Here is a 24,833-nt window from a genome sequence, read left to right as displayed (position 1 = left end):
GAGGTAAGAGGTAAGAGGTAAGAGGTAAGAGGTAAGAGGTAAGAGGTAAGAGGTAAGAGGTAAGAGGTTACATCTTGAGTCCCTAGTTCTTGCCCGTCCTCCCATAGGGAGCAGGGCCTACATCACTCATGTGTATCAAAATCAAAACAGAGCAAGCAAAGCAACGATAAAAGGATCGGCGCCAAATAGCGCCGATCCTTTTATCGCTTATTTTTATATCCCTAAACGTTTATCCGAGCGTCGTAGCAGGGCGGAGGGGAGTTCAGTGTAGGAGCTAAAGCATTTCGAAGAAAAGCGCTTCGGAAGCATATGCTATAGTTCGCCTTTGCAATCGGGAAATCCCCATTTAAACCCAATTTAAATTTCCCGATGGCAACACGCGACCGAAACGAACTCCCCCGCAGCCCCGCCCCCAGCCCCGCACTTAGATCGAATAAACCTCCCCCTGCTCAAGGAAGCCCATCTTCCCCGCCCGTCCTTCAAACCGATCCTTATTATCCGCATAATGCATCAGCTTCGTCATCTCCTGAATCTCTTCCGGCAGCGACAACAACTCGTCCAGCGTCGTATGCACCTGCCCCGGTCCTTCAAGCTGTACTTCATGGAAAATTCTCCGTATCCCGCGATCGCGCACCAAAGTTTCCAGCAACTCCCGATCGAACGTCATATCCGCGCTATAGAACACATCCCGGTTCAAAATGACCGAATAGCTCTTTTTCCCTGCGATATGCCGAGTCCGCAGCAGCTCCACGCATAAATTCGGCGCAAGTTCCTGAACCTCGCCTGCCCGAAGCTGCCTCACTTCAAACGCGTCTTCGAGCTTGTCCAACCCTTCCTGCGTCATCCCGCCGGATAACGTATGGTTCCACAGCGGTTCGACCAGCGTATCGGCCAGGTACAGCACCGGCTTGCGTCCATGCTTGAACTTCATCTGAAAACCGTACTCTTCCAGGCCGCCCACATGGTCCCCGTGCGTATGCGTGATCAGCACCGCGTCCAGCTCCTCCATGCCGATGCCCAGCTCGTACAGCGCCAGAGGCGCGGTAATGCCGCAGTCGATCAACAGCTTGAATCCGTCCTGTTCGATTAATGCGTTGTTGTTGAAGTATTTCTTGGCAAAAGCATTTCCCGTTCCGATCATTTGCAGCTTCATTGCGGATGCCCCCATTTCTGTAGTCGACGAGCATCGGGACTTGTCCGACGCATGCCGTTTCTTCCGCATTATTATGGACGATTTCCCTGCCGGAATCAACAAAAGGACCGCAACTTGACAGCGGCGGCGGAGTATACATGTATAAGAAAGGCTTTATGAAAAGGCCTGCAAGCGATGCAGAGGGGAAGTGCCTCGACTTGCGAAAATTCCAACGACATAGAGAGGATGACGCCGGAAAATGAGGTGGAAAAGAATTGCGGTCTGTACGCTGGCTTTGTCGCTGCTCAGCGGTTCCGTTGCATTTGCCGATTCGGCTTTTCAGAAAATACGGGTTCTGATCAACGGCAGCGCGGTAAGTACGGGCGGTTACTTGATCGACGGAACTACATACGTGCCCGTTCGCGAGTTCGACGGTTTGGCCGAGTATAACGACAATACGAGAACCGTGAATTTTACGAAACCCAACGTCGATATTTTTCTTTTCAAAGGAGATACGCCGTTCGGTAACGTCAGCGTAGGAAAGCTGAAATTTTATATCTTCTCGCAAATCGACAACCTGAATACCGATATCGAAGCCGTAAAAGTAGCCATTCGCAACCCGTCCGGGGAAGTGAAAGACATTCAGTCGCAGGAGTTGAGTTCGCGCAAAGACAACTTCTGGTTCAAAACGTATGACTTCACCTATGACTTCAGCCGTGCAGGAAAATATTACGTCGAGTTTTATATCAAAAAGAGCGGCGGTTCCTACTCGATGGTGGCTCAAAAAACGATCAACGCCGTCGACTAGTAGCTTGACCGCATTCAATTTAAGGTTTGCGTCCATCGGAAACACGCACGGTTCAAGCGGGTTTTCGGGGGGCGTAACCTTAACATTTAACTTGGTCAAGGCACTGCGCGAACAGGTTCCGGCAAATTGACCTCTTCGAAGTGAAGTGGTAGGATAATCTGTGTCTATTAAATTCAGGGCGTATAGGCTTGTGCGTATGCGCTGTAGAAACGGGGTTTTACCACAATGAGCGAACATGAACACAACCATAACCACAATCACGAGCACGGCGAGGATTGCGGTCATGACCATAGCCACGACGAAGAAATCGTAGTCGCATTCAGCGACGAAGAAGGCAACGAGAAAGAAATGGTTCTCGTACAGACTTTCGACGTCGGCGAAGACGTTTATGCATTGCTGCTTGAGCGCAACAATCCGGAAGCCGACGGCTTCATTCTGCGCCTCGAAGAAGAAGACGGCGAGACCGTTCTCGTCAACATCGAGGAAGAAGAAGAATGGGCGAAAGTCGAAGCGGCTTACAATGAGCTGGTTGCGGCACAAGGCGAAGAATAAGAAGGAGCGGCCCGCCCGAGCGAGGCCGCTTTTTTATTGCCGAACATGATTTCCATATGGATAAGAAATATTGAAACGGATGCTCTCGATCGAGGCAGCCGTTTTTGCTTTGTAGCTGAACGGGGGGAGCCGGACGAATATCGTAAGCAAAAAGGCCGCCTAAGCGGCCTTCCCGACACCGTGCATGACCTTTTAACGGATCGCGCCCGGTTCTACAATAACTTTGACGAATTGCACGCTGCGGTCTTCCGGGCCTTTGACAGGCAGGCCGACCTCGACATGATCCGTGATGTAGTCGATATTCTCCTGCGTGATCACTTCGCCAGGCAGAAGGATCGGAATGCCCGGCGGGTACACGTAGATGAACTCGGCGATGATGCGGTCCGCGGAATCCTTGAACGGAATCGACTCGGTCTCGCCGTAGAAAGCGTCGCGCGGAAGAAGAGCCAAGTGCGGAATATCCGGAATCTTGACGGCCAGTTCTTTGATCGCTTTGCCTTGACCCCGGAATTCCTGAGCCATCTCGCGCAGCGCGTTCAGCAGGACTTTGACCGTGCTTTCGTTATCCCCGGCCGTAATGAGGCACAGCACGTTGTACATGTCGCTCATTTCGACTTCGATGTTATGATTGTCGCGCAGCCAGTTCTCGGCTTCGTATCCCGTGATGCCGAGACGTCTCACTTGAACCGTGATCTTGGTCGGATCGTAGTCGTACGTCGCTTCGCTGCCGAGGATTTCTTCGCCGAAGCAGTACAAGCCTTCGATCTGGTTGATCGCGCTTCGCGCATAGTCGGCAAAGTCGAGCGCGCGCTCGGCCATCGCATATCCGTTCAGCGCGAGCTGACGGCGGGCCGTATCGAGCGAAGCGAGCAGAATATAAGAGGTGGACGTCGTGGTCAGCATGCTGATCACCGTCTGTACCCGTTTGGGATTGATGTAGCCGTTGCGCGTATTCACGTTCAGTACCGAGCTTTGCGTCATCGAGCCGCCCAATTTGTGCACGCTCGTCGCTGCCATGTCCGCTCCGGCCTGCATCGCCGATAACGGCAATTGGTCGTGGAAATGGATCAGGACGCCGTGAGCCTCGTCGACCAGCACGGGAACGCCGTAACTGTGCGACAACGCGACGATCTGCTGCAGATCCGCGCACACGCCGTAGTAGGTCGGGTTGATAACGAGCAGAGCTTTGGCATCGCCGTGCAGCTTCAGTGCTTTTTTCACCGAGCTTACCGTGATGCCGTGATCGATCCCGAGGTTGGTATCGCGTTCCGGCGCGATGAATACCGGTTTTGCTCCTGCATAAATGATGGCGCCGAGAATCGACTTGTGCACGTTGCGCGGGACGATGATTTTGTCGCCCGGACCGCACACAGACAGGATCATCGTAATGATCGCGCTGCTTGTGCCTTGAACGGAGAAGAAGGTATGCGTAGCGCCGAATGCGTCCGCGGCAAGCTGCTGCGCTTCTTCGATCACGCCCATAGGCTGATGCAAATCGTCAAGGGGAGCGATATTTATCAGGTCTATGGAAAGGGCGTTATCCCCAATAAATTCACGAAATTCCGGATCCATCCCCATTCCTTTCTTGTGACCTGGAATGTGAAACTGTACCGGATTTTGATCCGCATGGCGCTGAAGCGCAGTGAAAAGCGGAGTACGAGCATGATCCATTAGGGTTGTCACAACCTTTCGTGTGCGTAGAGTATGTTGAAGCACTAATAAAAAAATCAAACAAACTGAGTATAGCAAAACGGGGCCGGATTGCAAGAAGGCAATTTTGCGGACCCGGGTATGCGGGGGGAGAAGGAGAGATGAACGTCAGTATGAGGAACGCCCGAATTGCCCATATTGAAGCTTTTCCGGGTTCCTACGCAAACGGTGCTTCTCTATTGAGCCGACAGGAAACGGAATTTCGATTGTTGAGCTTCGTGAAGAGTTGGACATGTATGATCTGCCTATGTTGTCCGACGCGTCGGCCGGCTTGTTAGACTTCTGATCAGGGGAGCCGATATAATAACACAAGGAACTTGTTACGCATGGATCGATAAATAGAAAACCGCGTTCAAAAGAGCGCGGGATGTGGAGAGGCCTGCTGCGAGGACCACGCAAGCGGCCCGAAAGGGGCAAGAGGTTATGAACAAACGGATTGAAGGCGCAAAGTCGATGCCGAAACTTTTTTCCGTGTTTGCTTGTTTGTGGATTATCGTTTTTTTGGTCGAGTTCGTTAAAGGTGCATTGTTGGTAGCGGTACTGCCCGTCTATATGCACGATACGTTGCGTTTGTCGGCACTGACGATCAGTTTGGCTTTTTCTTTGCAGTACGTGGGAGAAAACCTGCTGCGCAGTCCGGCAGGATGGATGGCTGAACACGTGGGCCTGCGAGGTACCATTACAGGAGGATTGCTGCTGTCTTGGGCGGCGGTCGTGGTGATCGCGTTCTCCATGACCGGACCTTCGCTCATTACCGCTTGCGCGCTGCTGGGAATCGGAACGGCGCCGATCTGGCCCGTCGTTATGAGCATCATTAGCATGGACGCTCAACAGAACGGGGGAACCGGGTCCAAAATGGCCAGTATTCAGATCGCGACCTTGGCGGGAACCGGAGCGGGTCCGGTCGTGTCCAATCTGATTATCGGCGATACGTACCGGGTCGTGTTTTGGGTGCTGCTGGGCGTTATGGCCGTCGTGACCGCCGCGGCCATACTGCTGCCCCGCCAAATGGTGGCTCCGCTGACGCCGAAGCTGATCCGTCGCCCGCATGCCGGTTTTTCTTTTTCGAAAAAGGTTCATCGTCTCGTCAAGCGCCATACGGTCCGTTCGGCGTACTCCGTACGCAAAGTGTTTCGGGCGTTGACGGCACTGAAGTTGACTCCTTTGCTTTACCCGGCGATGTTTCTTCAATCGTTTGTGATCGGTATTTTAAGTCCGGTTATTTCCGTCTATATCCGCAACGAGCTGGGGATGACGCCGGGTCAATTCAACCTGCTGCTCATCGTAGGGGGCGGAGTGGCCGTCGTCGGGATGATCCCCGTGGGGAAACTCGTCGACAAATTCGGGACGCGTTGGTTTTTGCACCTCGGCTTCCTGCTTGCGGTGGTTGCGTTATGCGGACTGGCCTCGACGCATGTCATGCTGCTGGTTTGGAGCTTCGTGCTGACCGCAGGTTTAGGCTTCGCGATGATTCTTCCGGCATGGAATACGCTTTTGGCGGAACTGGTACCTGAAAAGGAACGGGGAGCGATCTGGGGGGTATTCCTTACGCTTCAAGGACTCGGCACGGTCATCGGACCTCTGGCCGGCGGCTGGACCTGGGACCATATCGGACCCCAAGCCCCGTTCTGGGCAAGTGCGATTTCCATGGCGTTCTTGCTGCTGATCCATGCTTCGATGTCCCGGGCAACCCGGCTTTCCCAGTAACTCGGCCGTGTACGAACGGGAGGCGCTGGGGGGAAAATTCCAGCACAGGCTTCCGAAGCCGCCATACAGGGCGGCTTTTTTTGTTTCCTTTATATTCCACGAACTCTTCAAGATTGAATATTGCCGAAACGGTTAAAAAAAGAAGGTGAGTTTTGTTCAGTAAAACACTTTAAATCGAATCAACAGGAGGAATATCGCATGCAGCTGGATTTGAACGGGAAAGTCGTGATCGTCACGGGAGCGAGTTCGGGAATCGGGCTGGCCACGGCGAAAATGTTCCTGGAAGAAGGAGCGAAAGTCGTCGGGGCGAGCCGGCATCCGGAAAAGATTCGCGAGCTCGGCGGCGAGGACGTCGTATTGGCGGTAGAAGCGGATTTGAGTACGGCGGAAGGACCGAAGAAGTTAATTCAAGCCGCCGTCGAGAAGTTCGGGCGCATCGATATTTTAATCAACAACGCCGGCATTTCGCATTCGAGGCTGGACGGGTTTCTCGGAACGACCGACGAGCAGTGGGAAGAGACGTACCAAAACAACCTGATGAGCATGGTGCGCACGTCGAGAGCGGCGATCCCGCATATGCTGGAGCAGGGAAAAGGCGTGATTATCAGCGTAGCTTCGGAAGACGCGCGCCAGCCGCAGCCGATGTCGGTCGATTATTCGGCGTTCAAGGCGGGACTGCTCAGCGTGGGCAAAGCGTTGGCGATGGAGTTCGGGGAAAAAGGCGTGCGCGTCAACACCGTGTCGCCGGGACCGACGCATACGAATATTTGGGACCAGCCGGGCGGAATGATCGACGCGATCTCCGAAAAATTCGACAAGCCGAAAGACGAGGTCATCGAATTCTTCGTGGACGAGGTGCGCGAACTGCCGGTCGGACGGATCGGACAGCCCGAAGACATCGCGTCGATGATCGTGTTCCTGTCTTCGGATCGGGCGGAGTACGCGTTCGGGGCGGAGTATCCGGTCAACGGAGGTTCGTTCAAAGGGATGTAAAATGATAAAAGACCGCTGCTTAACCGTATGTCGGATACGCGCGAGCAGCGGTCTTTTTCGAATCAAAAGGACATTTTATACAGAGGCAGCAGCGTCTCGAAGGTATCTTCGATCGTTTTTACGAGCGCTTCTCCGTCTCGGAGCAATGGATCGTCCTTTTGCAGGAAACGTCCGCAGATCACTTCGGATTTTTTTACCGTGCCGAGACGTTCCGCGATCGCTTGCAAGCCGTCTTTTCCCAGTTCCGAGTGCTTCGTGCCTCCCGGTTTGGTATGGTCGATCGACCAATAAAACTGCTCGCGCAGCTCGTCAGGGACAAGATTGAGCGCTTGACGTTGGTGTTTGATCAAGGATTTGGCGAGCACGGCTTTATTTGGACTTTCGTAAATGACGGCCATCACGATAAACAAATAATCCGCAAACATTCCGACCTGAAAATGCGGCAAAGCTTTATAACCCCGTTTGCTGGCTGCCCAGGCAACCCATGTATCCGCCGGCGGATGTACCGTCCGGCGAGCGTGTTTGGCGACATGCGGGAACATTTCCTCGCCGCAGGCGGCCGACAGAAAAGGAGTCAGCGTATTGCCCAGCTCGGTCAGCTTCGGACGAACATTCGCGATCAGAGCGTCCATGCGAGGCTCCAGTCCCTCTATTTCGAATACAGCAAAGTCTTTTTCGGCGAAACCTTGGAAATCCATGTTCATGCCCCTTTCAAAAAATACCCATTCCGCTTAAACAAGCGATTCATCGGCCATTATAGCACAGGCGAAAGGGGAACCAACAAGCGGAGAAAACATGAAGAGTTTATGAAGTTGAATTTTATTTTCGGAAAAGGTTCCGGGTGAACAAAATTGCTTTTTCGGCGTGCCTGCGCGCTTTGCGGCGTTAAAGCAACTCCTTCTTTTTAAAAATCCACGGATTAAGTATATCATTTTGAATGTATTCCCAATCCCGAGGACTTCACTTTACTAAACAAAACGGGTACAATGAAAATTATTGCAACTCTATTTCATACGCAAAGGATGGAGAACCTAAAATGTCGAAACAGCAAATTGGCGTAGTCGGCCTTGCCGTCATGGGCAAAAATTTGGCGCTCAATATCGAAAGCAAAGGGTTTACCGTCTCGGTATATAACCGCTCCCCGCAGAAGACTCATGATCTGGTCGAGGAAGCAAAAGGCAAAAACCTGATCGGCACGTTCTCGGTGGAAGAATTCGTTCAATCCCTCGAAGTACCGCGCAAAATCCTGATCATGGTTCAAGCGGGTCCGGCGACGGACGCGACGATCGAACAGCTGATTCCTTTCCTGGATCAAGGCGACATCATCATCGACGGCGGCAACGCCTACTTCCCTGATACCCAACGTCGTAGCGAAGAGCTGGAAGGCAAAGGCTTCCGCTTCATCGGCACGGGCGTATCGGGCGGCGAAGAAGGCGCGCTGAAAGGCCCTTCGATCATGCCGGGCGGACCTAAGAGCGCGTATGAGTTGGTTGAACCGATTCTGACGGCGATCTCGGCTCACGTAAACGGCGATCCTTGCTGCACGTACATCGGACCGGGCGGCGCGGGCCACTACGTCAAGATGGTGCACAACGGGATCGAATACGGCGACATGCAGTTGATCGGCGAAGCTTACCACCTGCTGAAAGACGTCGTAGGTGCCGACACGGACGAACTGCACCAAATCTTCGGCGATTGGAACAAGGGCGAACTCGACAGCTACCTGATCGAGATCACGACCGACATCTTCTCGCAAAAAGACGAAGAAACAGGCAAAGCCATGGTTGACGTGATCCTGGACTCCGCCGGCCAAAAAGGCACGGGCAAATGGACAAGCCAAAGCGCGCTCGACCTGGGCGTTCCGCTGTCCATGATTACGGAATCCGTATTCGCGCGCTTCCTGTCTGCAATGAAGGAAGAGCGCGTTGCGGCAAGCAAAGTGCTGAGCGGACCTAAAACGGAAGCTTTCTCCGGCGACCGCGCAGAATTCATCGAGAACGTGCGCAAAGCGCTGTTCGCAAGTAAAATCGTATCGTACGCGCAAGGCTTCGCCCAAATGCGCGCGGCTTCCGACGAATACGGCTGGGATCTGCAGTACGGCAACATCGCCATGATCTTCCGCGGCGGTTGCATCATCCGTTCGCAGTTCCTGCAAAACATCAAGGACGCGTACGACAAAGACGGCGCGCTTGCCAACCTGCTCCTCGACGACTACTTCAAGGACGTTGTCGAGAACTACCAGGATTCGTGGCGCAAAGTCATCGCGACGGCTGTAACGAACGGTATTCCGGTTCCGGGCTTCTCCAGCGCCCTGGCTTACTACGACAGCTACCGCACGGAACGCCTGCCGGCCAACCTGCTGCAAGCGCAGCGCGACTACTTCGGCGCCCATACGTTCAAACGTATCGACAAAGAAGGCGTGTTCCACCACGAATGGCTGCAGCTGGACAACTAAGACTTAAATTTTTAAACCAACTTCGAACCGTTCACGCTTAACTAGTATCTTGTCTTGAATAAATTGCAGGTTTACGTTCGTTTGAAACGCGCATGGTTCTAGTGCGTTTCAGGCGGGCGAAACCATTCATTAATCCGAGACAAGCTACTAGTACCTTGACCGCATCAAATCTAAGGTTTGCGTTCATCGGAAACCCGCACGCTTCAAGCGGGTTTTCGAGGGGCGTAACCTAACATCTTAAGCGGTCATGGTACCCGGTTCGAATTCGCAAAAACGGCGGGGGCCGTCTTCCGGGACTGCCCTCCGCCGTTTTTTTGTTGTTCGGGATTTTTAGCGGCGATCGAGTCGCGAATATAAACTTGTTTATCAGTGGTCTTAAACATAGATATTTTAACGCTTCACAGCGTCTAATTATTGAACTAAAAAGCGAAACCATGTATAGTAGTAGAAGCGATCAAGCTTTGCAGTCTTTTTTATTTGATATACAAAAGGAGCCCTACGGCTCCTCATGGTATTGCAGTAACGCTATTTAATTAAAAAAAAATCTCTTATTCTTGGACACGCGCCGAGCGGAGGGAGAAATTCAGCGAAATACAGGATTTCGAAGAAAACCTGCGGTAACATTTAGCGCTATGTTGGCCTTTGAGCTCGGAAAACTTCCATTTAAATTTCATTCCGGTTTTCCGAGTGAGACAGCGTCTTGTGAAGCATTTCGAAGAAATGCACTTCGGAAGCCTATGCTGGCAATTTATCCCGCAGCGTCCTCACGCGTCATCCTCGAATAAGCCGCCCGGATCAGGCTTCGTCTTCGCTCCAAGCGATCATGCCGCCTTCCAGATTAATCACCTTGTCGAATCCGGACTGCTCCAAATATTCGCAAGCCCGTTCGCTGCGATAGCCGCTGCGGCAAATAAATACCGTCTCGCGATCTTGATCGAGTTCGTCCAGTCGACCGGCCAACTGGCCGAGAGGGATATGGACGGCGCCGGGGATCATGCCCTGGGCGACTTCTTCGGGTTCGCGTACGTCGATCATCAGCGGTACATTGCCTTGTTCGATGCGCTCGCGCAGCTCCGAAGGTTGGATTTGTGCAATAGAATTCATGGCAATCCTGCCTTTCTTTCGGTTGGGATAAATCCATGATAGCGAAGAGGAAAAACTTGTGTCAAATTTAAATAGAAATCAGACCGACAAATTGGAGGAATATAGTCATGGACGTGATTGTCAGACGAACGGAAAAGCTTGAAGGAACGATCGAGGCGCTGTCCTCCAAAAACTACACGACCCGTTACCTGCTTGTCGCCGCGCTTGCGGACGGAACAAGCACGGTACGTTTCCCGGCACACAGCGAAGATAGCGACGCGATGCGCCGCTGCATTGCGGAGCTGGGCGCGGAACTTGAAGAAGACGACGAGAAAATCGTGATTAAAGGCTTCGGCCGCAATCCGAAACGCGTCGCGGAACTCAATGTAGGCAATGCAGGCGCGGTGCTGCGTTTCCTGCTCGCGGTTGCGGCATTGTCCGAAGACGTACATTTCGTCAATACGTATCCCGATTCTCTGGGCAAGCGTCCGCATGACGACCTGATCGAGGCGCTGCGTCAAATGGGAGCGACGATCGACGATAACGGCGGCCGTCTGCCGATCACGGTCAAAGGGCCCGTGCAAGGCGGCAAAATCACCGTATCCGGCGAAGTCAGTTCGCAGTATTTGAGCGCGCTGCTGTTCCTGACGCCGCTGCTCGAAGCCGATAGCGAGATTACCGTAACCGGCGACCTGAAATCGAAAGTCGTCGTCGGTCAAACGCTGGAAGTATTGGAGCAAGCGGGAATCCGGGTCGAAGCCAACGAAGACTATTCGCTGTTCCGCGTGCCCGGAGGCCAAGCCTACCGTGCGGGCGAATATTCCGTTCAAGGCGACTATCCGGGTTCCGCGGCGATCCTTTCGGCGGCCGCGGTAGTTCCGTCCGACGTCACCGTCCGCCGTTTGGCGGTCAACAGCAAGCAGGGCGAACGCGCCGTGGTTGATGTCCTGCAAATGATGGAAACTCCGTTGACGCACGAGAACGATATCGCGGTCGTAAAAGGAACCGGTCGGCTGAAAGCTTTGGAATTCGACGGCGACGCCGCGACCGATGCGGTGCTTGCGATGGTAGCGGCAGCCGTCTTTGCTGAAGGAACCTCGCGTTTTTACAATGTCGAGAACCTTCGTTACAAAGAATGCGACCGGATTACCGACTATCTGAACGAACTGCGCAAAGCGGGGGCCGACGTCGAGGAAAAGCAGGCCGAAATTATTGTGCACGGGCGTCCGCAGGGCGTGGCGGGAGGCGTTCGGATCGATTCGCATTACGACCACCGCGTCATTATGGCGCTGACGATCGTGGGACTTAGAGCGGACGAGCCGGTGACGATCACCGACGCGCATCACGTTGCCAAATCATACCCGGGCTTTTTCGATGACATGATCGCGCTTGGCGCAAATGTCGAATGGGTAAAAGAATAAGAAAAGGAGGAATATCTATGCCTTTTCAAAACCCAAGCCGGGACGAGATCGGTGCATTGCTTGAAAAAGCAGGCAATATCGCCGTGGTCGGACTTTCCGATAAAAGCGACCGGACGTCCTATATGGTTTCGCAAGCGATGCAGTCGCGCGGCTATCGGATCATTCCGGTAAACCCGACTGCCGCCGGACAACGGATTCTCGGCGAGACTTGTTACGCTTCATTAGCGGAGGTGCCTGAGCCGATCGATATCGTGGACGTATTCCGCCGCAGCGAATTTTGCGCGGACGTTGCGCGCGAAGCCGTAGCGGCAGGCGCCAAGACACTGTGGCTGCAATCCGGCGTCTTCAGCGACGAAGCTGCCGAGATTGCCGGAGAAGCAGGCTTGACCGTCATCATGGATCGCTGCATCAAGGTGGAAGACGCCGTGACCGGTGCGGGAAGCCGACGCTGATCCGCGGATTATAGTCGAATGAAGAACGAAGAAGCGGCCGCGCTCGATCAGTGCGGCCGCTTCTTTTTTTCTTTGCTTTGCAGCCTCGTAATTTCTTTGACAAACGATCTTTCAAAGCTTAACATTTGTAGGGAAGAGAGGAGAGGGACGTCTTTGAATTGGTTAGGTTCGCTTCAACAGCTCGGCCGGGCCGTGATGATCCCGACGATGGTCCTGCCCGCAGCGGCTATTCTGCTCAGTGCAGGCAGTCTCCCCTGGGGAGCGTGGGGGCTTCCGGCTGTTTCCGAAGCGTTGAACGTAGCAGGATCGGGCGTGCTGCTCTACCTGCCTTATATATTTGCCGTAGGCGTTGCGCTGGGGCTTGCCAATCAGGCGGGATATGCCGGCTTGGCAGCGCTTATGGGCATGGTCATTTACGAGAGGGTTATCGATCATTTCGCAAGCGGACAGATTCAGCCGACGACGCTGATCGGTATCCTGCTCGGCGCGATTGCCGGCGCATTGTACAACCGCTTCAAAGACTTCAAACTTCCGGAGACGATCCAATTCTTTGGCGGATCACGCTTTGTCCTGTTATTCATGGGGCTATTATCGGCGTTGTTCGCTTTTGCCATGCTGGCGGTCGGACCCGTTCTTCAGGCACTGATCGATTTCCTGAATTCGGAGGTTCGTTCCACCGGCGGATTCGGATTGTTCGTATACGGAATTTTATACCGGGGGTTATCCGCTTTCGGTTTGCACCATTTGCTCAACAATGTCGTATGGTTTCAATTCGGTTCCTACGAGACGGCTTCCGGCATGATCGTGCAGGGCGACTTGCCCCGTTTCTTCGCCGGTGACCCGACTGCGGGACTTTTCATGGCGGGCTTGTTCCCGATCATGATGTTTGCGCTGCCCGCAACGGCGATGGCCGTGATCCACGAGGCACGCGAAGACTTGAAGCCGAAGGTGCGCAAAACGTTTGTACGTGCCGCGCTCGTGTGCTTATTGACGGGCGTATCCGAACAGATCGAATTTGCGTTTTTATTCGCGTCGCCGTTTCTTTTCGCGCTGCACGCCGTATTGGCCGGATTTGCGATGTGGCTGACGTATGCGCTCGATATCCATCACGGTTTTTCGTATTCGGCCGGATTGATCGACTTCGTATTGAACTTCCATTTGTCGACAAACGGCTGGCTGCTGATTCCGATCGGGATCGTCTACGGACTGGGCTATTATATTTTGTTCCGTTGGGCGATTCGCAAGTTCCAGATTCCGACGCCCGGCCGCGAGGAAGGTTCGACGCTCGAAGACTGGGCCGGCAATATTCCGTATCGGGCGCCGCTGATCTTGCAGGCGCTGGGCGGACGCGAAAATATCGTTCAAGTGCAAGCTTGCATCACGCGGCTTCGTCTGACCGTCAAAAGCGATCGCAAAGTCGACGGGCACGCGCTCAAGTCGTTGGGTTCCGCGGGCTTGATCCGCTTGGGCGGCGGCAACGTGCAGGTCGTGTTCGGTACTTACTCCGAGTTGATCCGGGAAGAAATAAACAAGCTGATCGACCGCGAGTTGGATCATGTGCTGTTCGCGTCGCCGATGCAAGGTCGGATGATGCCGCTTGACGAAGTGCCGGATCAGATTTTCGCGAAAAAACTGGTTGGCGACGGGGTCGCGTTTATTCCGGAAAAAGACGAGTTGGTATCACCGGTTGCCGGTACCGTGCTGCATATTTATCCGACGCAGCATGCGCTGGGCATTCGTACAAACGAGGAGGTCGATGTGCTGCTGCATATCGGAATCGATACCTCGCATATCGAAGGCGCATTCGAAGCATTCGTCGAAGTGGGGGACATCGTCGAACCCGGACAGCTTTTGATCCGATTCGACCTGCCGCTGCTGCGGGAAAAAGCAAAATCGCTGGCAACGCCGATGTTGATTACGAATCCGGACCGCGTGCGGTCCTGGAGCTTCGCGCCGTTCAAAGCGGTCAAAAAAGGACAAGCGTCGGTCATGTCGGTCGTGCTCTACGACAAGGAGACGGGTTCCAAATGAATAGTCTTCAGTCCAAGCACGATCAAACACAGAGAAACGGGAGGGGGAGGACGATGATAATCGGTATCGGGGCCGCACCCGGCGTAGCGATAGGGAGAGCGTTCGTTCTGCCGACATGGGAGTGGGATATACCGGATCAGAAGATGGACGTTGTCGATCTGACACGCGAATTCGAACGTCTGACCGAAGGCATTCGCACATCCCGCTGCGAGATCGAAGACATGAAAAAAGAAGTCAAAGAAATGGTGGGACCGGAAGAATCGAGCATCTTCGATGCCCATCTTGCCATTTTGGAAGATCCGGTATTCATGAGCGAAATCAGGGGGATTATCGAACGACAGTACAAAGCGGCGGAAGTGGCGGTCAAAGAAGCGATCGACCACTTCGTCACCATGTTCGACCTGCTTGATGACGAATATATGAAAGAACGGGCCGCGGATATCAAAGATGTGGGCAACCGCCTGCTGAAGCATTTGCTGGGAGCGCCGGAGATCAAGCTTCCTTCCGATACGCAGCCTTATATCCTGGTGGCCAAAGAACTTTCTCCGTCCCAGCTTGTGCATCTCAATCCGAATCATGTGTTGGGCATCGTGACGCTGATCGGCGGCAAAACGTCGCATTCGGCAATCATGGCGCGCGCGATCGGAATTCCGCTTGTCGCAGGACTTGAAGGCAAGCGCCAGGAGCCTTTCCAAACAGGTGAATTATTAGTCATCGACGGAGACGAAGGTAATCTGTTCGTAGACCCCGATCAAGAAACCCAACGCGTTTACGAAGAAAAGCGTCTGAAGCTTCAGCGGAAAAAGGAACAGCTTCAGTTGTTGGCGGAAGTCGATGCGGTAACGCGCGACGGCGAGCAGTTGACGCTGGCGGCCAACATCAGCTCGTTTAAAGAATTGGAAACGTCGATGAAACACGGGGCCAAGGGTGTGGGCTTGTTCCGCACGGAGTTTCTGTACATGGACCGCTCCGAATTTCCTACCGAAGAAGAACAATTCGAGATCTATCGCCGTATTACAGAGCGCGCATCCGGTCATCCGGTCGTGATTCGCACACTGGATATCGGCGGAGATAAACAGTTGGATTACTTTGCTTTGCCGGAAGAAGACAACCCGTTTCTGGGTTACCGTGCGATTCGTATCTGCTTGGACCGCCCGGACATTTTCCTGACCCAACTCCGGGCGATCTTGAGAGCCAGCGCGTTCGGCGACGTCCGTGTGCTGTTCCCGATGATTTCTTCGGTCGACGAAGTTCGGCAAGCCAAAGAATTATTGCGCAAAGCGATGATCCAGCTCGACGAGCGAGGCGAGAACTATGATCGCGGTCTTTCGATCGGCATCATGATCGAAGTTCCCGCCGCTGCCGCAATCGCCGACCTTCTGGCGGAAGAGGTTGATTTCTTCAGCATCGGAACCAACGACCTGGTCCAATACGTCCTTGCGGTCGACCGAATGAACGAACAAATCGCCCATATGTATCACCCTTTCCATCCTGCCGTGCTTCGCATGCTGCGCATGACCGCCAATGCAGCCCGTGACCGCGGCATCGAAGTCAGCGTCTGCGGCGAAATGGCCGGCGACGAGCGCGCGATCCCGATCTGGTTGGAGTTGGGCATCCAAAAGCTCAGCATGTCTCCCCAATCCCTTTTGCGCGTCAAACACCGTGTCCTGAACACGACCGCTTCATCGGCCCGCGAAACCGGCCGCCAAAGTTTCCGCCTCGCCCGCTCCGGGGAAATCGAACGCTTGCTGTCCGATTTCGTAACTCCGGTAAGCCCTTGAGAGCGAGCGACAAACCAATTTATACCAATCTTTTAAGCCATCATTCTTTCTAAGCAATCTTTAACTTTAAAAAAGGGACGTCGAACATTCCGGTTCGCCGCCCCTTTTTTTATTTCACTTCTTTTCCCTACCCTAAAATACCTCAACACAAAAAGCGCCCTTTGAAAGGGCACCGGCATATCGCAGGTTCTTATTCGTATGAGAAGCTCTAGCGGAAGGAGAAATTCAGTGAAAAACGCCTTTGAACTCGGAAAATTCCTTATCCCAATCCAATCCTTTTTCCGAGTGAAACAGCGTTCTGAAAGAATTTTTCCCGCAGCGTCCCAGCTTCTCCCCACGAATAGGAACTCCGGCGATATCCCAAGCGCCTTTTTCAAAAAAACGCTTTTTCTTGTTATCTTTCCGCCAATGCGTCACAAAAAGCGACGCCGTAAGGAGGGAGATCCGGCGGTCTTCGAGCCGAGATAATATGTCCGTCCACCACAACCGCTTCATCTTTCCAAATCGCGCCGGCATTTTCCATATCGTCGCGAATGCCCGGCGTAGACGTGACCGTCACACCTTCGAGAATACGGGCCGACACAAGCACCCAACCCGCGTGGCAAATTTGTCCGATCGGTTTTTTAGCCTCGTGCATTTCGCGAACCCATTCAAGGACTTTCGGATAGCGGCGAAGCTTGTCCGGTGCCCATCCGCCAGGAACCAGAATCCCGTCGTAATCCGAACTGTTCAGTTCATCGAAAGCGTAATCCGTCTTTGCCGGAACGCCGTATTTGCCGATATACGTTTTGCCTTTTTCCGCTCCCGCCAGATGAACCTCGGCTCCTTCTTCGCGTACCCGGTAGATCGGATACCACAATTCCAAATCCTCGAACTCCTCATCCACCAAAGCAATAACTTTTTTTCCGTCAAGACGCATATACACCGTTCCTTTCTCTGAGCTGCAAGTAATGTAAAAAGATCGATCGTAACCTCTACTATTGTAGCAGTCCGTTAAGGCGTCCGCAAAACGAAGGAAAAAGATAAAGAATATTTTTTGAAAGCGCTTAATTTATTTGGAAAACAAGCAGGAATTTGCGTAAGCCGTAGCGAATCCATTTCAATAGATCTTCTTAACCATGTTTCTTTCATCGTTTTGTTGGCCTTTAGGATCCCGGAACGAGGTGCAAACTATCAATGTTGGAGGGATTGTTGGATGCTGGAACATTGCAATTGCGGACAAAGGTACGATCTGGATTTTCGGCTCGTCGATTACAAAAAGCATGTCAGCATCGACAACGTGCCGGTTTTGATTTGCCCGAAATGCGAACATGAAGAGATCCTTCCGTGGCTTAGAGGAGATATGTCTGCGCTGCTGCGAAGCCTGCCGCTCGATGCAGAACCTTATGGGTTGGATTTCACCGATTTTAACGAGCTGGCTCACATCGTGTACACGATCTTTACGTGCAGCGAAGTCGATACCAAGGATGCCCTCAAAGCGGAAATCATGGCCAGCTGCGCGTTGCGGATCAATGCGCTGCTTGATTTGTACCGCTGCGCAGGGGATGTAGGCGACTCTTCATGGATGAAAGAGATCGAGGCGCGTCTGGCTCAGCTCACGGAAAAAGTGTGCGTCAATGGACAGGAAGTTCGTTTTTCCCCGGCATAAAAGCTTCAAGGAGGATCACGCATTTTTGACTTCGTTTTGCCTGGTTGTTAAACTGAAATCTATTACCTTGATTATCGCAAAATAGGAAGGAGACTGGCTCATGAGCACTTTTACACAAATTACGACCAGCGAGGAGCTGGAGGCCGCCATCCGCGAATCGGAAGAAAGACCGGTTTTGCTGTTCAAACACAGCACGCGCTGCCCGATCAGCGCGGGAGCTTATGCGGAAGCGCAGCGCTATCTGGGAGGCTCGCCGAACGAGGATGCTTCCTATGTGCTGATTCATGTCGTCGAGGACCGTCCGGTATCCCTGGAAGCGGCGGATCGTCTCGGGGTGGAACATGCTTCTCCGCAAGCGATTTTGCTGAAAGAAGGTCGTGCGGTCTGGAACACTTCACATTCGCGGATCACTTCTGCGTCATTGCAAGAGGCGCTGTCCTAGGACAGTCGCCTTTTTTGGAAAAAAGTGAAGCGTTAACATTGCGCACTAAGCAAATTTATCGTATCATGGTACTAATGAAAGCTTGAAAGTAATTCATTGAAACCTGATTGAAAAATTTACTGGCAATGGAGAGAAAAGATGTGACGGTAACTATTTATGATGTGGCGCGTGAAGCTGGAGTCTCGATGGCCACCGTTTCGCGGGTCGTAAACAACAACCCTAACGTAAAGCCGCAAACTCGCAAGAAGGTATACGAGGCTATCGAACGTCTCGGCTACCGTCCGAATGCGGTTGCACGCGGCCTGGCAAGCAAGAAGACGACAACGGTCGGCGTAGTCATTCCTGATATTTCGAACTCGATTTTCGCTGAAATTGCACGCGGCATCGAAGATATCGCCAACATGTACCATTACAATATTATTTTGTGTAATGCCGACAAAAAGAAAGACAAAGAAATTCGCGTCATCAATACGCTGCTTGAGAAGCAAGTGGACGGTCTGCTGTTCATGGGCGGAACGATCACCGAAGATCATGTTCAAGCCTTCCAGACGGCATCCGTGCCGATCGTTCTTTGCGCGACCAAAGATGAAAACGGTACGATTCCGTCGGTCGATATTGATCACGAAGCGGCTGCGTTCGATGCAGTAAGCACGCTCGTGCGTCATGGACATCGTGAAATTGCGATGATCAGCGGTACGCTGCAAGATCCCGCAAACGGTTACTCCCGTTTCCAAGGATACAAACGCGCGTTGGAAACAGCAGGCATCGAGTATCAGGAAGATCTGGTTCGGATCGGCAATTATCGTTATGAGTCCGGCGTGGAAGCAATGAAGTATTTCCTCGGATTGAAGCATAAGCCGACGGCGATCTTCGCGGCGACGGATGAAATGGCAATCGGCGCGATTCACAGCATTCAGGACGAAGGCTGCAAAGTCCCGGACGACTTCTCGATCATCAGCGTCGATAACATTCATATGGCTTCGATGGTGCGCCCTCAGCTGACGACCGTCGCTCAGCCGATGTACGATATCGGTGCGGTAGCGATGCGTCTGTTGACCAAGCTCATGAAGAAGGAGAACGTGGAAAACTCGCAGGTGATCCTGCCGCATGAAACGATTCTCCGCCTGTCCGTTGCCCGCGTAAACGACTAGACGGTTCAGGATGAATAAAATGCAGAACCCGATCGCCCTTATGGGTGCCATGGATGAAGAAGTCAAGCTGCTGCTTGACGAAATGGAGGATGCCCGCAGCCGTATGGTTGCGGGCATTACCTATACGCGGGGCCTTTTAAAAGGCCTGGATGTCGTCGTTTGCCGGAGCGGAGTCGGGAAAGTGAATGCTGCCGCAACCGCGCAAATTCTAATCAGCGAGTTTCGTGCCCGACTGTTGATCTTTACGGGAGTAGCCGGTGCGCTGCATCCTGACCTGGAGATCGGCGATATCGTGATTTCTTCAGAAAGTATGCAGCATGATATGGACGCTTCTCCGCTGGGATTCGAGCCGGGAATGATTCCTTTTCAAGCTGAATCGATCTTTCCGGCAGATGCAAGACTGGTTGCACAAGCAGAGGCTGCATGTCGAGATGAGCAGGTGCGTTTCCGTACGGGCAGAATCTTGTCGGGGGATCGATTCGTGGCGGATCGAAAAGAGGTCGAACGACTTCGAGAAGAATTCCACGGGCTTTGCACAGAGATGGAGGGAGCCGCCGTTGCGCAGGTTTGCCGGATGAACGAGCTGCCGCATGTCATTATTCGTTCAATGTCCGACAAAGCCAACGGCGAAGCTCCGGACAGCTTCGAAGCTTTTACCCAAGCGGCTTCGACGACTTCCGTCGCAATCGTAGCCGCGATGTTGACCGCTTGGACCGAAAGTTCCGATCAAGAAAAAGGATAGAAGGATTCGATTGTCGCTCAGACAGAAAAAGGCTGTCCCGTCACCGAAATTCGGTGCTGGGACAGCCTTTTTTTATCAAACCAGTTTCTGTGCAAGCCGGACCCGAAGATCGCTGATCGTTTGCCGTAATCGGCGCAGCTGGTTGCCGGCTCTTACTGCTTACTGGCTGGCCGAGTGCAGCGTCTGCGACTGCGGCGATTCACCGGCTTCGTTGGAAGCCGATATTTTGAAGAAAGCTTCAAACGGGGCTTGAGCGGTATACGTGAACGAAGCCGAAGCAGAGTTTCCGACTGCCGTAAACGGACCATCCGCTGCCGCACTGTAATAGATCGTGTAGGAAGTGGCGCCTTCCGATGCTTTCCAGCTTAATTGAACACCGGAAGCCGAAGCGCTGCCTTGAAGCTGTTCCGGAGCTACCGGAGCCGTAACGGCCGCAGGAGGCGTTTCTTCTTCGACCGGAGTCTCTTCGGGCTGTTCGGTTTGGTCGCTGCTTCCGCCGCCGAGCTCGCCGATCGGTTGTTCTTCTTCAACCGGCGTTTCGCTTTCCGGCGATTCTTCGGTAGTATCGTTCGGAACAACGGTACCTTCAATTACCGGTTGCTCCGTTGGAACCTCCGTACTTTCATTCGTGGAGGGAGGCGGGCTGTATGCTGCTCCTACCTTTTGGCTCGGCGCCGATTCATTGCCGGCTACATCGACTGCAACCACGTAGTGGATCGCGGAACTTGGAGAGATTTGGAATTGCAAGAACTCTCCTGTTCGAACGGCTCCGGCATATTGGAAGGAACCGCCGCCGTCCCATGAACTGTACAAGCGGTAGCCGACGACGTCGTTCTCCCAATTGGCCGTGAACGCGATCGCCGTACCGGAATTGTTCATCCAGACATTGACCGGGGCGGAAGGGGCTGAACCGTCGTCGCTGCGCGGATCGACTTCCTTCGGCATATCCACGCCTGCATCGGCCGGAATGTAGTAGTCCAGCGGTTGAGCGTTACGCATTTTGGATAACGCGTTTTTAAGTTCGATAATGAGTTGGTTGATCGGTTTTTCGCGATTGACGGTTACTTTTTTCAGAACCATATCGTCCGGCGTTTCCGGATGAGGCACGTAGTTAACGCCGTTATACACAATATACTTGGCGTTAACGAGCCCGTCGTCGTAATCGGTCGGCACGTATTTTTCGTTGAAAATATCCGTGACCAGCTTGCCCGATTGAACGGTCAATTCCGTCGGCAGCTTGCCGCTGAAACCGGACACCGTTTTGCTGACGATACCTTCGGGTTCCGCGAATGTCGTCGTAGGGAACAGTTCGGGACGCGAGGACGTCAATTCGTTCATGATCGTCGCCCACAGGACACGCGCTCGCCCTTTATCGTCATTCATCGTATTGACGGGCTGGTTATAACCGGACCATACGCCCAGCGTGACGTCGGGCGTGAAGCCCATGAACCAGACGTCGCCGTAATCCTGAGTCGATCCGGTTTTGCCGGCGACCGCGATATTACCGTATTGATTGAACATTTGCGGAATGCTGCTGCCGCGGGCGTTGCCCGTTCCGTCGCTGATTACGCTCTCCAACATGTCGGTCATCAGGTAAGCCGTCTGCTCGGAGAACACGCGACTCGGATTCACTTGATGCTTGTAGACAATGTTGCCTTTCGAGTCCACGATTTTTTCGATCATGTAGGTCTCGTTGAACTCGCCGCCGTTGCCGATCGCCGCGTAAGCGCCGGTCAGCTCCTTGACGGTGACGCCCTGGCTCATGCCGCCGAGCACGCCCGTTTGGGCTTTATAGTCGGTATCGGTAATCGTCGTAATGCCGAGCTTTTTTGCGAATGCCCAAGCATTGTCGATGCCGACCTTCTCGTTGAATAATTTGAGAGCCGGAATGTTCAGGGACTGATTAAGCGCGTAACGCGCCGTCACGAGTCCTTGATAACGTCCGTTGGCGTTTTTCGGGATATGGTAAGTCGATCCCGTCTGCAAAATGATCGGCGCGTCGTCGACCACGCCGGCCGGCTGAATCAATCCGGTGTCCAGCGCCGGCAGGTAAGCGGCGATCGGTTTCATCGTCGACCCCGGTTGGCGCTTCATTTGGGTGGACAAGTTCATCTCCAGCGTGCTGAAGCTGCGGCCTTCGATCATCCCGATGACGGCTCCGGTTTTTTGATCGACAAGGCTTGCGGCAAGCTGCTGCGGAAGACCTTGCGGATCGGCTGCGCCGAAGTTGGACGGGTTTTCCGCCACGCCGCGCATCGTTTTGTAAATATCCCGGTCGATCGTCGTGTACACGCGGTAACCGCCGGTCAACAGCATTTGATTGGCGGCTTCGTAAGAGGAGGTGCCCTCTGCCGAAGCATCGTCGCCGCTAGGATTTTGCAGCGTCATGATAATCTTTGTCGCTTCGCGTTCGACTTCCGCCATCAAGTACGGATAAGTCGCATACGCTTTCGGAGTTTGACCTGCCAAAGAACTTTGCAGGTCGAATTCCAAGGCTTCATCATGTTCGCTCCGCGTGATCTTGCCGTCCTCCAGCATATTTTCCAATACGCGATGCTGGCGGCTGACCGCATTTTTGAAACCTTTTTCGTTAAAATTGCCTTGGCTGTCAAAAGCGGAATACGTAGTCGGGAGCTGAGGAAGTCCCGACAAGTAAGCGGATTGGGCCAGGTTGAGCTGCGAAGGATCGCTGAGACCGAAGATTCCTTTGGCTGCTGCCTTCACGCCGAATAGATTGTATCCTGCCGAGCCTTTGCCGAACGGCATCTTGTTCAGATAGGCCGTCATGATCTCTTCCTTGGACAGGAAGCGCTCCATGCGCAGAGACAGTAGAATTTCCTTGATCTTGCGATCATTCGTCTTATCCAGACTTAAGAATACCCGGCGCGCAAGCTGTTGAGTCAGCGTACTGCCGCCGGTCTGTACCGGTTCGTTGAGCAGCTTCTGCTTGACGGCGCGAAGCGTACCTTTTGTATCAATGCCGGGATGCTCGTAAAAGCTTTTGTCTTCGATCGAAACCAGCGCATCAATAACGCTTTCCGGAATCTGGTCGTAAACGACCGGCCTGCGATCTTCGTCAGTACGAAGTTGACCGATCGGGGAGCTGTCCCGAAAATAAGCGAAGCCCGTAATCGCGTTCTCGTCGATGGCCTGTTCGATGGATGCTCTGGTGCGCACCGGCTCATCTTTGAGTATGGAGGTTACATACCCCGTTGCCGCGCCTCCTCCGAAAAGAACCGCTGCAAAACCCAGAATGACGACCCATTTAAAGAGGGTCAGCGTTTTGCGGAAAAAAGATCTTTTCTTGACGGGAGGTTTCGTTTTGGGCTTTTTGTTCTCATCAGCCATTGGCGTATCTTCCTCCTTTTGGACAGGGCTTATTATAGCACAAAAACAAGAAAAACAGCATATGAAATGGGGAGGAGGGCCTAAGAAGGAGGGATTTATGCGGACCGGGAAAAAAACACCCGAAAAAGGGGACTTGCACATTGTTCGAGCTTAAGGTAAAGGACTGTATATAAAAAATACCCGCAAGCACGAAGCTTGCGAGTATAGAGCGGACTTGCGATTAACGGTTGTAGAATTCGACGATTTGCTTCTCATCGATTTCTTGCGACAGTTCCGCACGCTCAGGCAGACGAAGGTATTTAGCTTCCAGAGCCGCTTCGTTGTACTCGATGTAACCCGGTACATGGTTGCGGTTTTCCAGAGCTTCTTTGATCGAAGACAGGCCACGGCTTCTTTCACGAAGGCCGATTACGTCGCCAAGGCTTACAGCGTAAGAAGCGATGTCGACTTTTTTGCCGTTAACAGTCACGTGACCGTGAGCAACCAACTGACGCGCGCCTGCGCGGGAGTTAGCGAAGCCCATACGGTAAACGAGGTTGTCCAAACGGCTTTCCAGCAGGAACATGAAGTTCTCGCCGGCGATACCTTGCATTTTTTGTGCTTTTGCGAACAGTGTGCGGAATTGCTTCTCGCCCAGGCCGTACATGTGGCGCAGCTTTTGCTTTTCTTGAAGCTGCATGCCGTAGTTGCTTTGTTTTCTGCGTTGGTTGGCGCCGTGTTGACCCGGAGGGAAGTTGCGCTTGAGATCTTTGCCGTTACCGCTCAGGGAAATACCGAGGCGGCGGCTGAGTTTGAATTTAGGACCTGTATAACGTGCCATATTGGAAAAACTCCTTTGTCATGTGTAATGACCGGGGAAGCGTGTGCGCCGTATTTTGTTTCGCGTACGCAGGCCGGAGACGCTTCTCTACATATAGAAGAAACGAATCAGCGTACTCATATCGGGAGAGTTCAGCCGCTGTCCCGATAGCAACAAAACGCGTGAGGGTGACGCACCGTTACACCCGGATACGTAGGTATCCGGCGTTCATACATCGTTAAATTTTATAGGATAACGAGGGAGGAGTCAAGTCTAAAAGGAAAAGAAAAAAATGAATAAGCGGATTAATAACCGTCTTGAGCCGAAAGGCCCAATAAAGGGTAGAAATAGTGAAAAATAAGATGCAAAACTGGGGCGAAAAGAGTAATATAGGAAGGAGGTATTTTTACTAATAGTCCAGCCCGGCTTTTGCAGCTTCTTTTTTTGCAAAAAACCGGGCTTTACGCCAGGGCATGTTTTCAAATTGCGAAAGGAAGCAGATTTGAAAACATGCCCTGGTACGTTGACCTTTTCAAATGCACGAATCGATCGCGGTCGACTTACTAAGCTTAGCAGGT

The 24,833-nt window shown here is 53.0% G+C and carries 20 protein-coding genes; 13 read left to right on the top strand and 7 right to left on the bottom strand.

Going from position 1 to position 24,833, the window contains the following annotated elements; translation table 11 throughout:
• Nucleotides 1–424: 424 nt before the first annotated feature.
• Entirely contained in the window at nt 425–1,153 is a 729-nt protein-coding gene (locus HRQ63_RS20200) for an MBL fold metallo-hydrolase (protein ID WP_172246993.1), read from the bottom strand.
• A gap of 238 nt (nt 1,154–1,391) precedes the next feature.
• Here HRQ63_RS20200 and HRQ63_RS20195 point away from each other — a divergent pair, with 238 nt between their 5' ends.
• Together HRQ63_RS20195 and HRQ63_RS20190 are read left to right on the top strand one after the other, a co-directional pair.
• Nucleotides 1,392–1,940, top strand: coding sequence for a stalk domain-containing protein (locus HRQ63_RS20195; RefSeq protein ID WP_172246992.1), 549 nt, complete (start codon nt 1,392–1,394; stop codon nt 1,938–1,940).
• Nucleotides 1,941–2,165: 225 nt separating this feature from the next.
• Nucleotides 2,166–2,492, top strand: a complete 327-nt coding sequence (locus HRQ63_RS20190) for a DUF1292 domain-containing protein (protein ID WP_172246991.1) — start codon at nt 2,166–2,168, stop codon at nt 2,490–2,492.
• A gap of 192 nt (nt 2,493–2,684) precedes the next feature.
• Here the strand turns inward: HRQ63_RS20190 and HRQ63_RS20185 are convergent, their stop codons facing one another.
• Nucleotides 2,685–4,163 carry an aminotransferase class I/II-fold pyridoxal phosphate-dependent enzyme gene (locus HRQ63_RS20185; RefSeq protein ID WP_172246990.1) on the bottom strand — a complete coding sequence of 493 codons (1,479 nt, stop codon included), beginning with the start codon at nt 4,161–4,163 and terminating at the stop codon, nt 2,685–2,687.
• A 462-nt stretch (nt 4,164–4,625) separates the two neighbouring features.
• Here HRQ63_RS20185 and HRQ63_RS20180 point away from each other — a divergent pair, with 462 nt between their 5' ends.
• Nucleotides 4,626–5,909, top strand: coding sequence for an MFS transporter (locus HRQ63_RS20180; protein ID WP_172246989.1), 1,284 nt, complete (start codon nt 4,626–4,628; stop codon nt 5,907–5,909).
• A gap of 198 nt (nt 5,910–6,107) precedes the next feature.
• Nucleotides 6,108–6,902, top strand: a complete 795-nt coding sequence (locus HRQ63_RS20175; RefSeq protein WP_172246988.1) for an SDR family NAD(P)-dependent oxidoreductase — start codon at nt 6,108–6,110, stop codon at nt 6,900–6,902.
• A 62-nt stretch (nt 6,903–6,964) separates the two neighbouring features.
• On the opposite strand, the gene HRQ63_RS20170 is transcribed toward HRQ63_RS20175, so the two are convergent.
• Nucleotides 6,965–7,600 carry a YktB family protein gene (locus HRQ63_RS20170; protein ID WP_172246987.1) on the bottom strand — a complete coding sequence of 212 codons (636 nt, stop codon included), beginning with the start codon at nt 7,598–7,600 and terminating at the stop codon, nt 6,965–6,967.
• Nucleotides 7,601–7,938: 338 nt separating this feature from the next.
• Here HRQ63_RS20170 and gndA point away from each other — a divergent pair, with 338 nt between their 5' ends.
• Nucleotides 7,939–9,357, top strand: coding sequence for an NADP-dependent phosphogluconate dehydrogenase (gndA, locus tag HRQ63_RS20165; protein ID WP_037289678.1), 1,419 nt, complete (start codon nt 7,939–7,941; stop codon nt 9,355–9,357).
• A gap of 795 nt (nt 9,358–10,152) precedes the next feature.
• On the opposite strand, the gene HRQ63_RS20160 is transcribed toward gndA, so the two are convergent.
• Nucleotides 10,153–10,461, bottom strand: a complete 309-nt coding sequence (locus HRQ63_RS20160; RefSeq protein WP_037289677.1) for a rhodanese-like domain-containing protein — start codon at nt 10,459–10,461, stop codon at nt 10,153–10,155.
• A gap of 107 nt (nt 10,462–10,568) precedes the next feature.
• On the opposite strand from HRQ63_RS20160, the gene aroA reads away from it, so the two are divergent.
• From aroA to ptsP, 4 genes are all read left to right on the top strand, one after another.
• Complete coding sequence (aroA, locus tag HRQ63_RS20155; RefSeq protein WP_172246986.1) at nt 10,569–11,861, top strand: 3-phosphoshikimate 1-carboxyvinyltransferase; 1,293 nt, start codon at nt 10,569–10,571, stop codon at nt 11,859–11,861.
• A gap of 17 nt (nt 11,862–11,878) precedes the next feature.
• Nucleotides 11,879–12,313 (top strand): CoA-binding protein, encoded by a 435-nt coding sequence (locus tag HRQ63_RS20150; protein ID WP_172246985.1) that lies wholly within the window; start codon nt 11,879–11,881, stop codon nt 12,311–12,313.
• Nucleotides 12,314–12,466: 153 nt separating this feature from the next.
• Entirely contained in the window at nt 12,467–14,344 is a 1,878-nt protein-coding gene (locus tag HRQ63_RS20145) for a glucose PTS transporter subunit IIA (protein ID WP_172246984.1), read from the top strand.
• Between the two features lie 53 nt (nt 14,345–14,397).
• A complete protein-coding gene (ptsP, locus tag HRQ63_RS20140; protein ID WP_172246983.1) occupies nt 14,398–16,125 on the top strand; it encodes a phosphoenolpyruvate--protein phosphotransferase in 1,728 nt (575 codons plus the stop codon).
• 394 nt (nt 16,126–16,519) lie between these two features.
• Here ptsP and HRQ63_RS20135 read toward each other — a convergent pair whose 3' ends face one another.
• The gene (locus HRQ63_RS20135; RefSeq protein ID WP_172246982.1) at nt 16,520–17,044 is read right to left on the bottom strand and encodes a type 1 glutamine amidotransferase domain-containing protein; all 525 of its coding nucleotides are present in this window, start codon (nt 17,042–17,044) and stop codon (nt 16,520–16,522) included.
• A 276-nt stretch (nt 17,045–17,320) separates the two neighbouring features.
• Here HRQ63_RS20135 and HRQ63_RS20130 point away from each other — a divergent pair, with 276 nt between their 5' ends.
• The 4 genes from HRQ63_RS20130 to HRQ63_RS20115 all read left to right on the top strand — a co-directional run bounded on the left by HRQ63_RS20130 (nt 17,321) and on the right by HRQ63_RS20115 (nt 20,108).
• On the top strand, nt 17,321–17,773 hold the full coding sequence (locus HRQ63_RS20130) for a hypothetical protein (protein ID WP_172246981.1): 453 nt from the start codon (nt 17,321–17,323) through the stop codon (nt 17,771–17,773).
• A gap of 100 nt (nt 17,774–17,873) precedes the next feature.
• Nucleotides 17,874–18,215 carry a bacillithiol system redox-active protein YtxJ gene (ytxJ, locus tag HRQ63_RS20125; RefSeq protein ID WP_172246980.1) on the top strand — a complete coding sequence of 114 codons (342 nt, stop codon included), beginning with the start codon at nt 17,874–17,876 and terminating at the stop codon, nt 18,213–18,215.
• 140 nt (nt 18,216–18,355) lie between these two features.
• Nucleotides 18,356–19,366 (top strand): catabolite control protein A, encoded by a 1,011-nt coding sequence (ccpA, locus tag HRQ63_RS20120; RefSeq protein WP_172246979.1) that lies wholly within the window; start codon nt 18,356–18,358, stop codon nt 19,364–19,366.
• A gap of 19 nt (nt 19,367–19,385) precedes the next feature.
• The gene (locus tag HRQ63_RS20115) at nt 19,386–20,108 is read left to right on the top strand and encodes a 5'-methylthioadenosine/adenosylhomocysteine nucleosidase (protein WP_172246978.1); all 723 of its coding nucleotides are present in this window, start codon (nt 19,386–19,388) and stop codon (nt 20,106–20,108) included.
• Nucleotides 20,109–20,267: 159 nt separating this feature from the next.
• Here HRQ63_RS20115 and HRQ63_RS20110 read toward each other — a convergent pair whose 3' ends face one another.
• The gene (locus HRQ63_RS20110) at nt 20,268–23,456 is read right to left on the bottom strand and encodes a penicillin-binding protein 1A (RefSeq protein ID WP_172246977.1); all 3,189 of its coding nucleotides are present in this window, start codon (nt 23,454–23,456) and stop codon (nt 20,268–20,270) included.
• A 220-nt stretch (nt 23,457–23,676) separates the two neighbouring features.
• On the bottom strand, nt 23,677–24,276 hold the full coding sequence (gene rpsD / locus HRQ63_RS20105) for a 30S ribosomal protein S4 (RefSeq protein WP_172246976.1): 600 nt from the start codon (nt 24,274–24,276) through the stop codon (nt 23,677–23,679).
• Nucleotides 24,277–24,833: the final 557 nt, after the last annotated feature.

Origin of the sequence: Saccharibacillus endophyticus, from assembly GCF_013185185.1 — a bacterium.
GTDB lineage: Bacteria > Bacillota > Bacilli > Paenibacillales > Paenibacillaceae > Saccharibacillus > Saccharibacillus endophyticus.
This window is presented reverse-complemented; position numbering and strand designations above follow the sequence as displayed.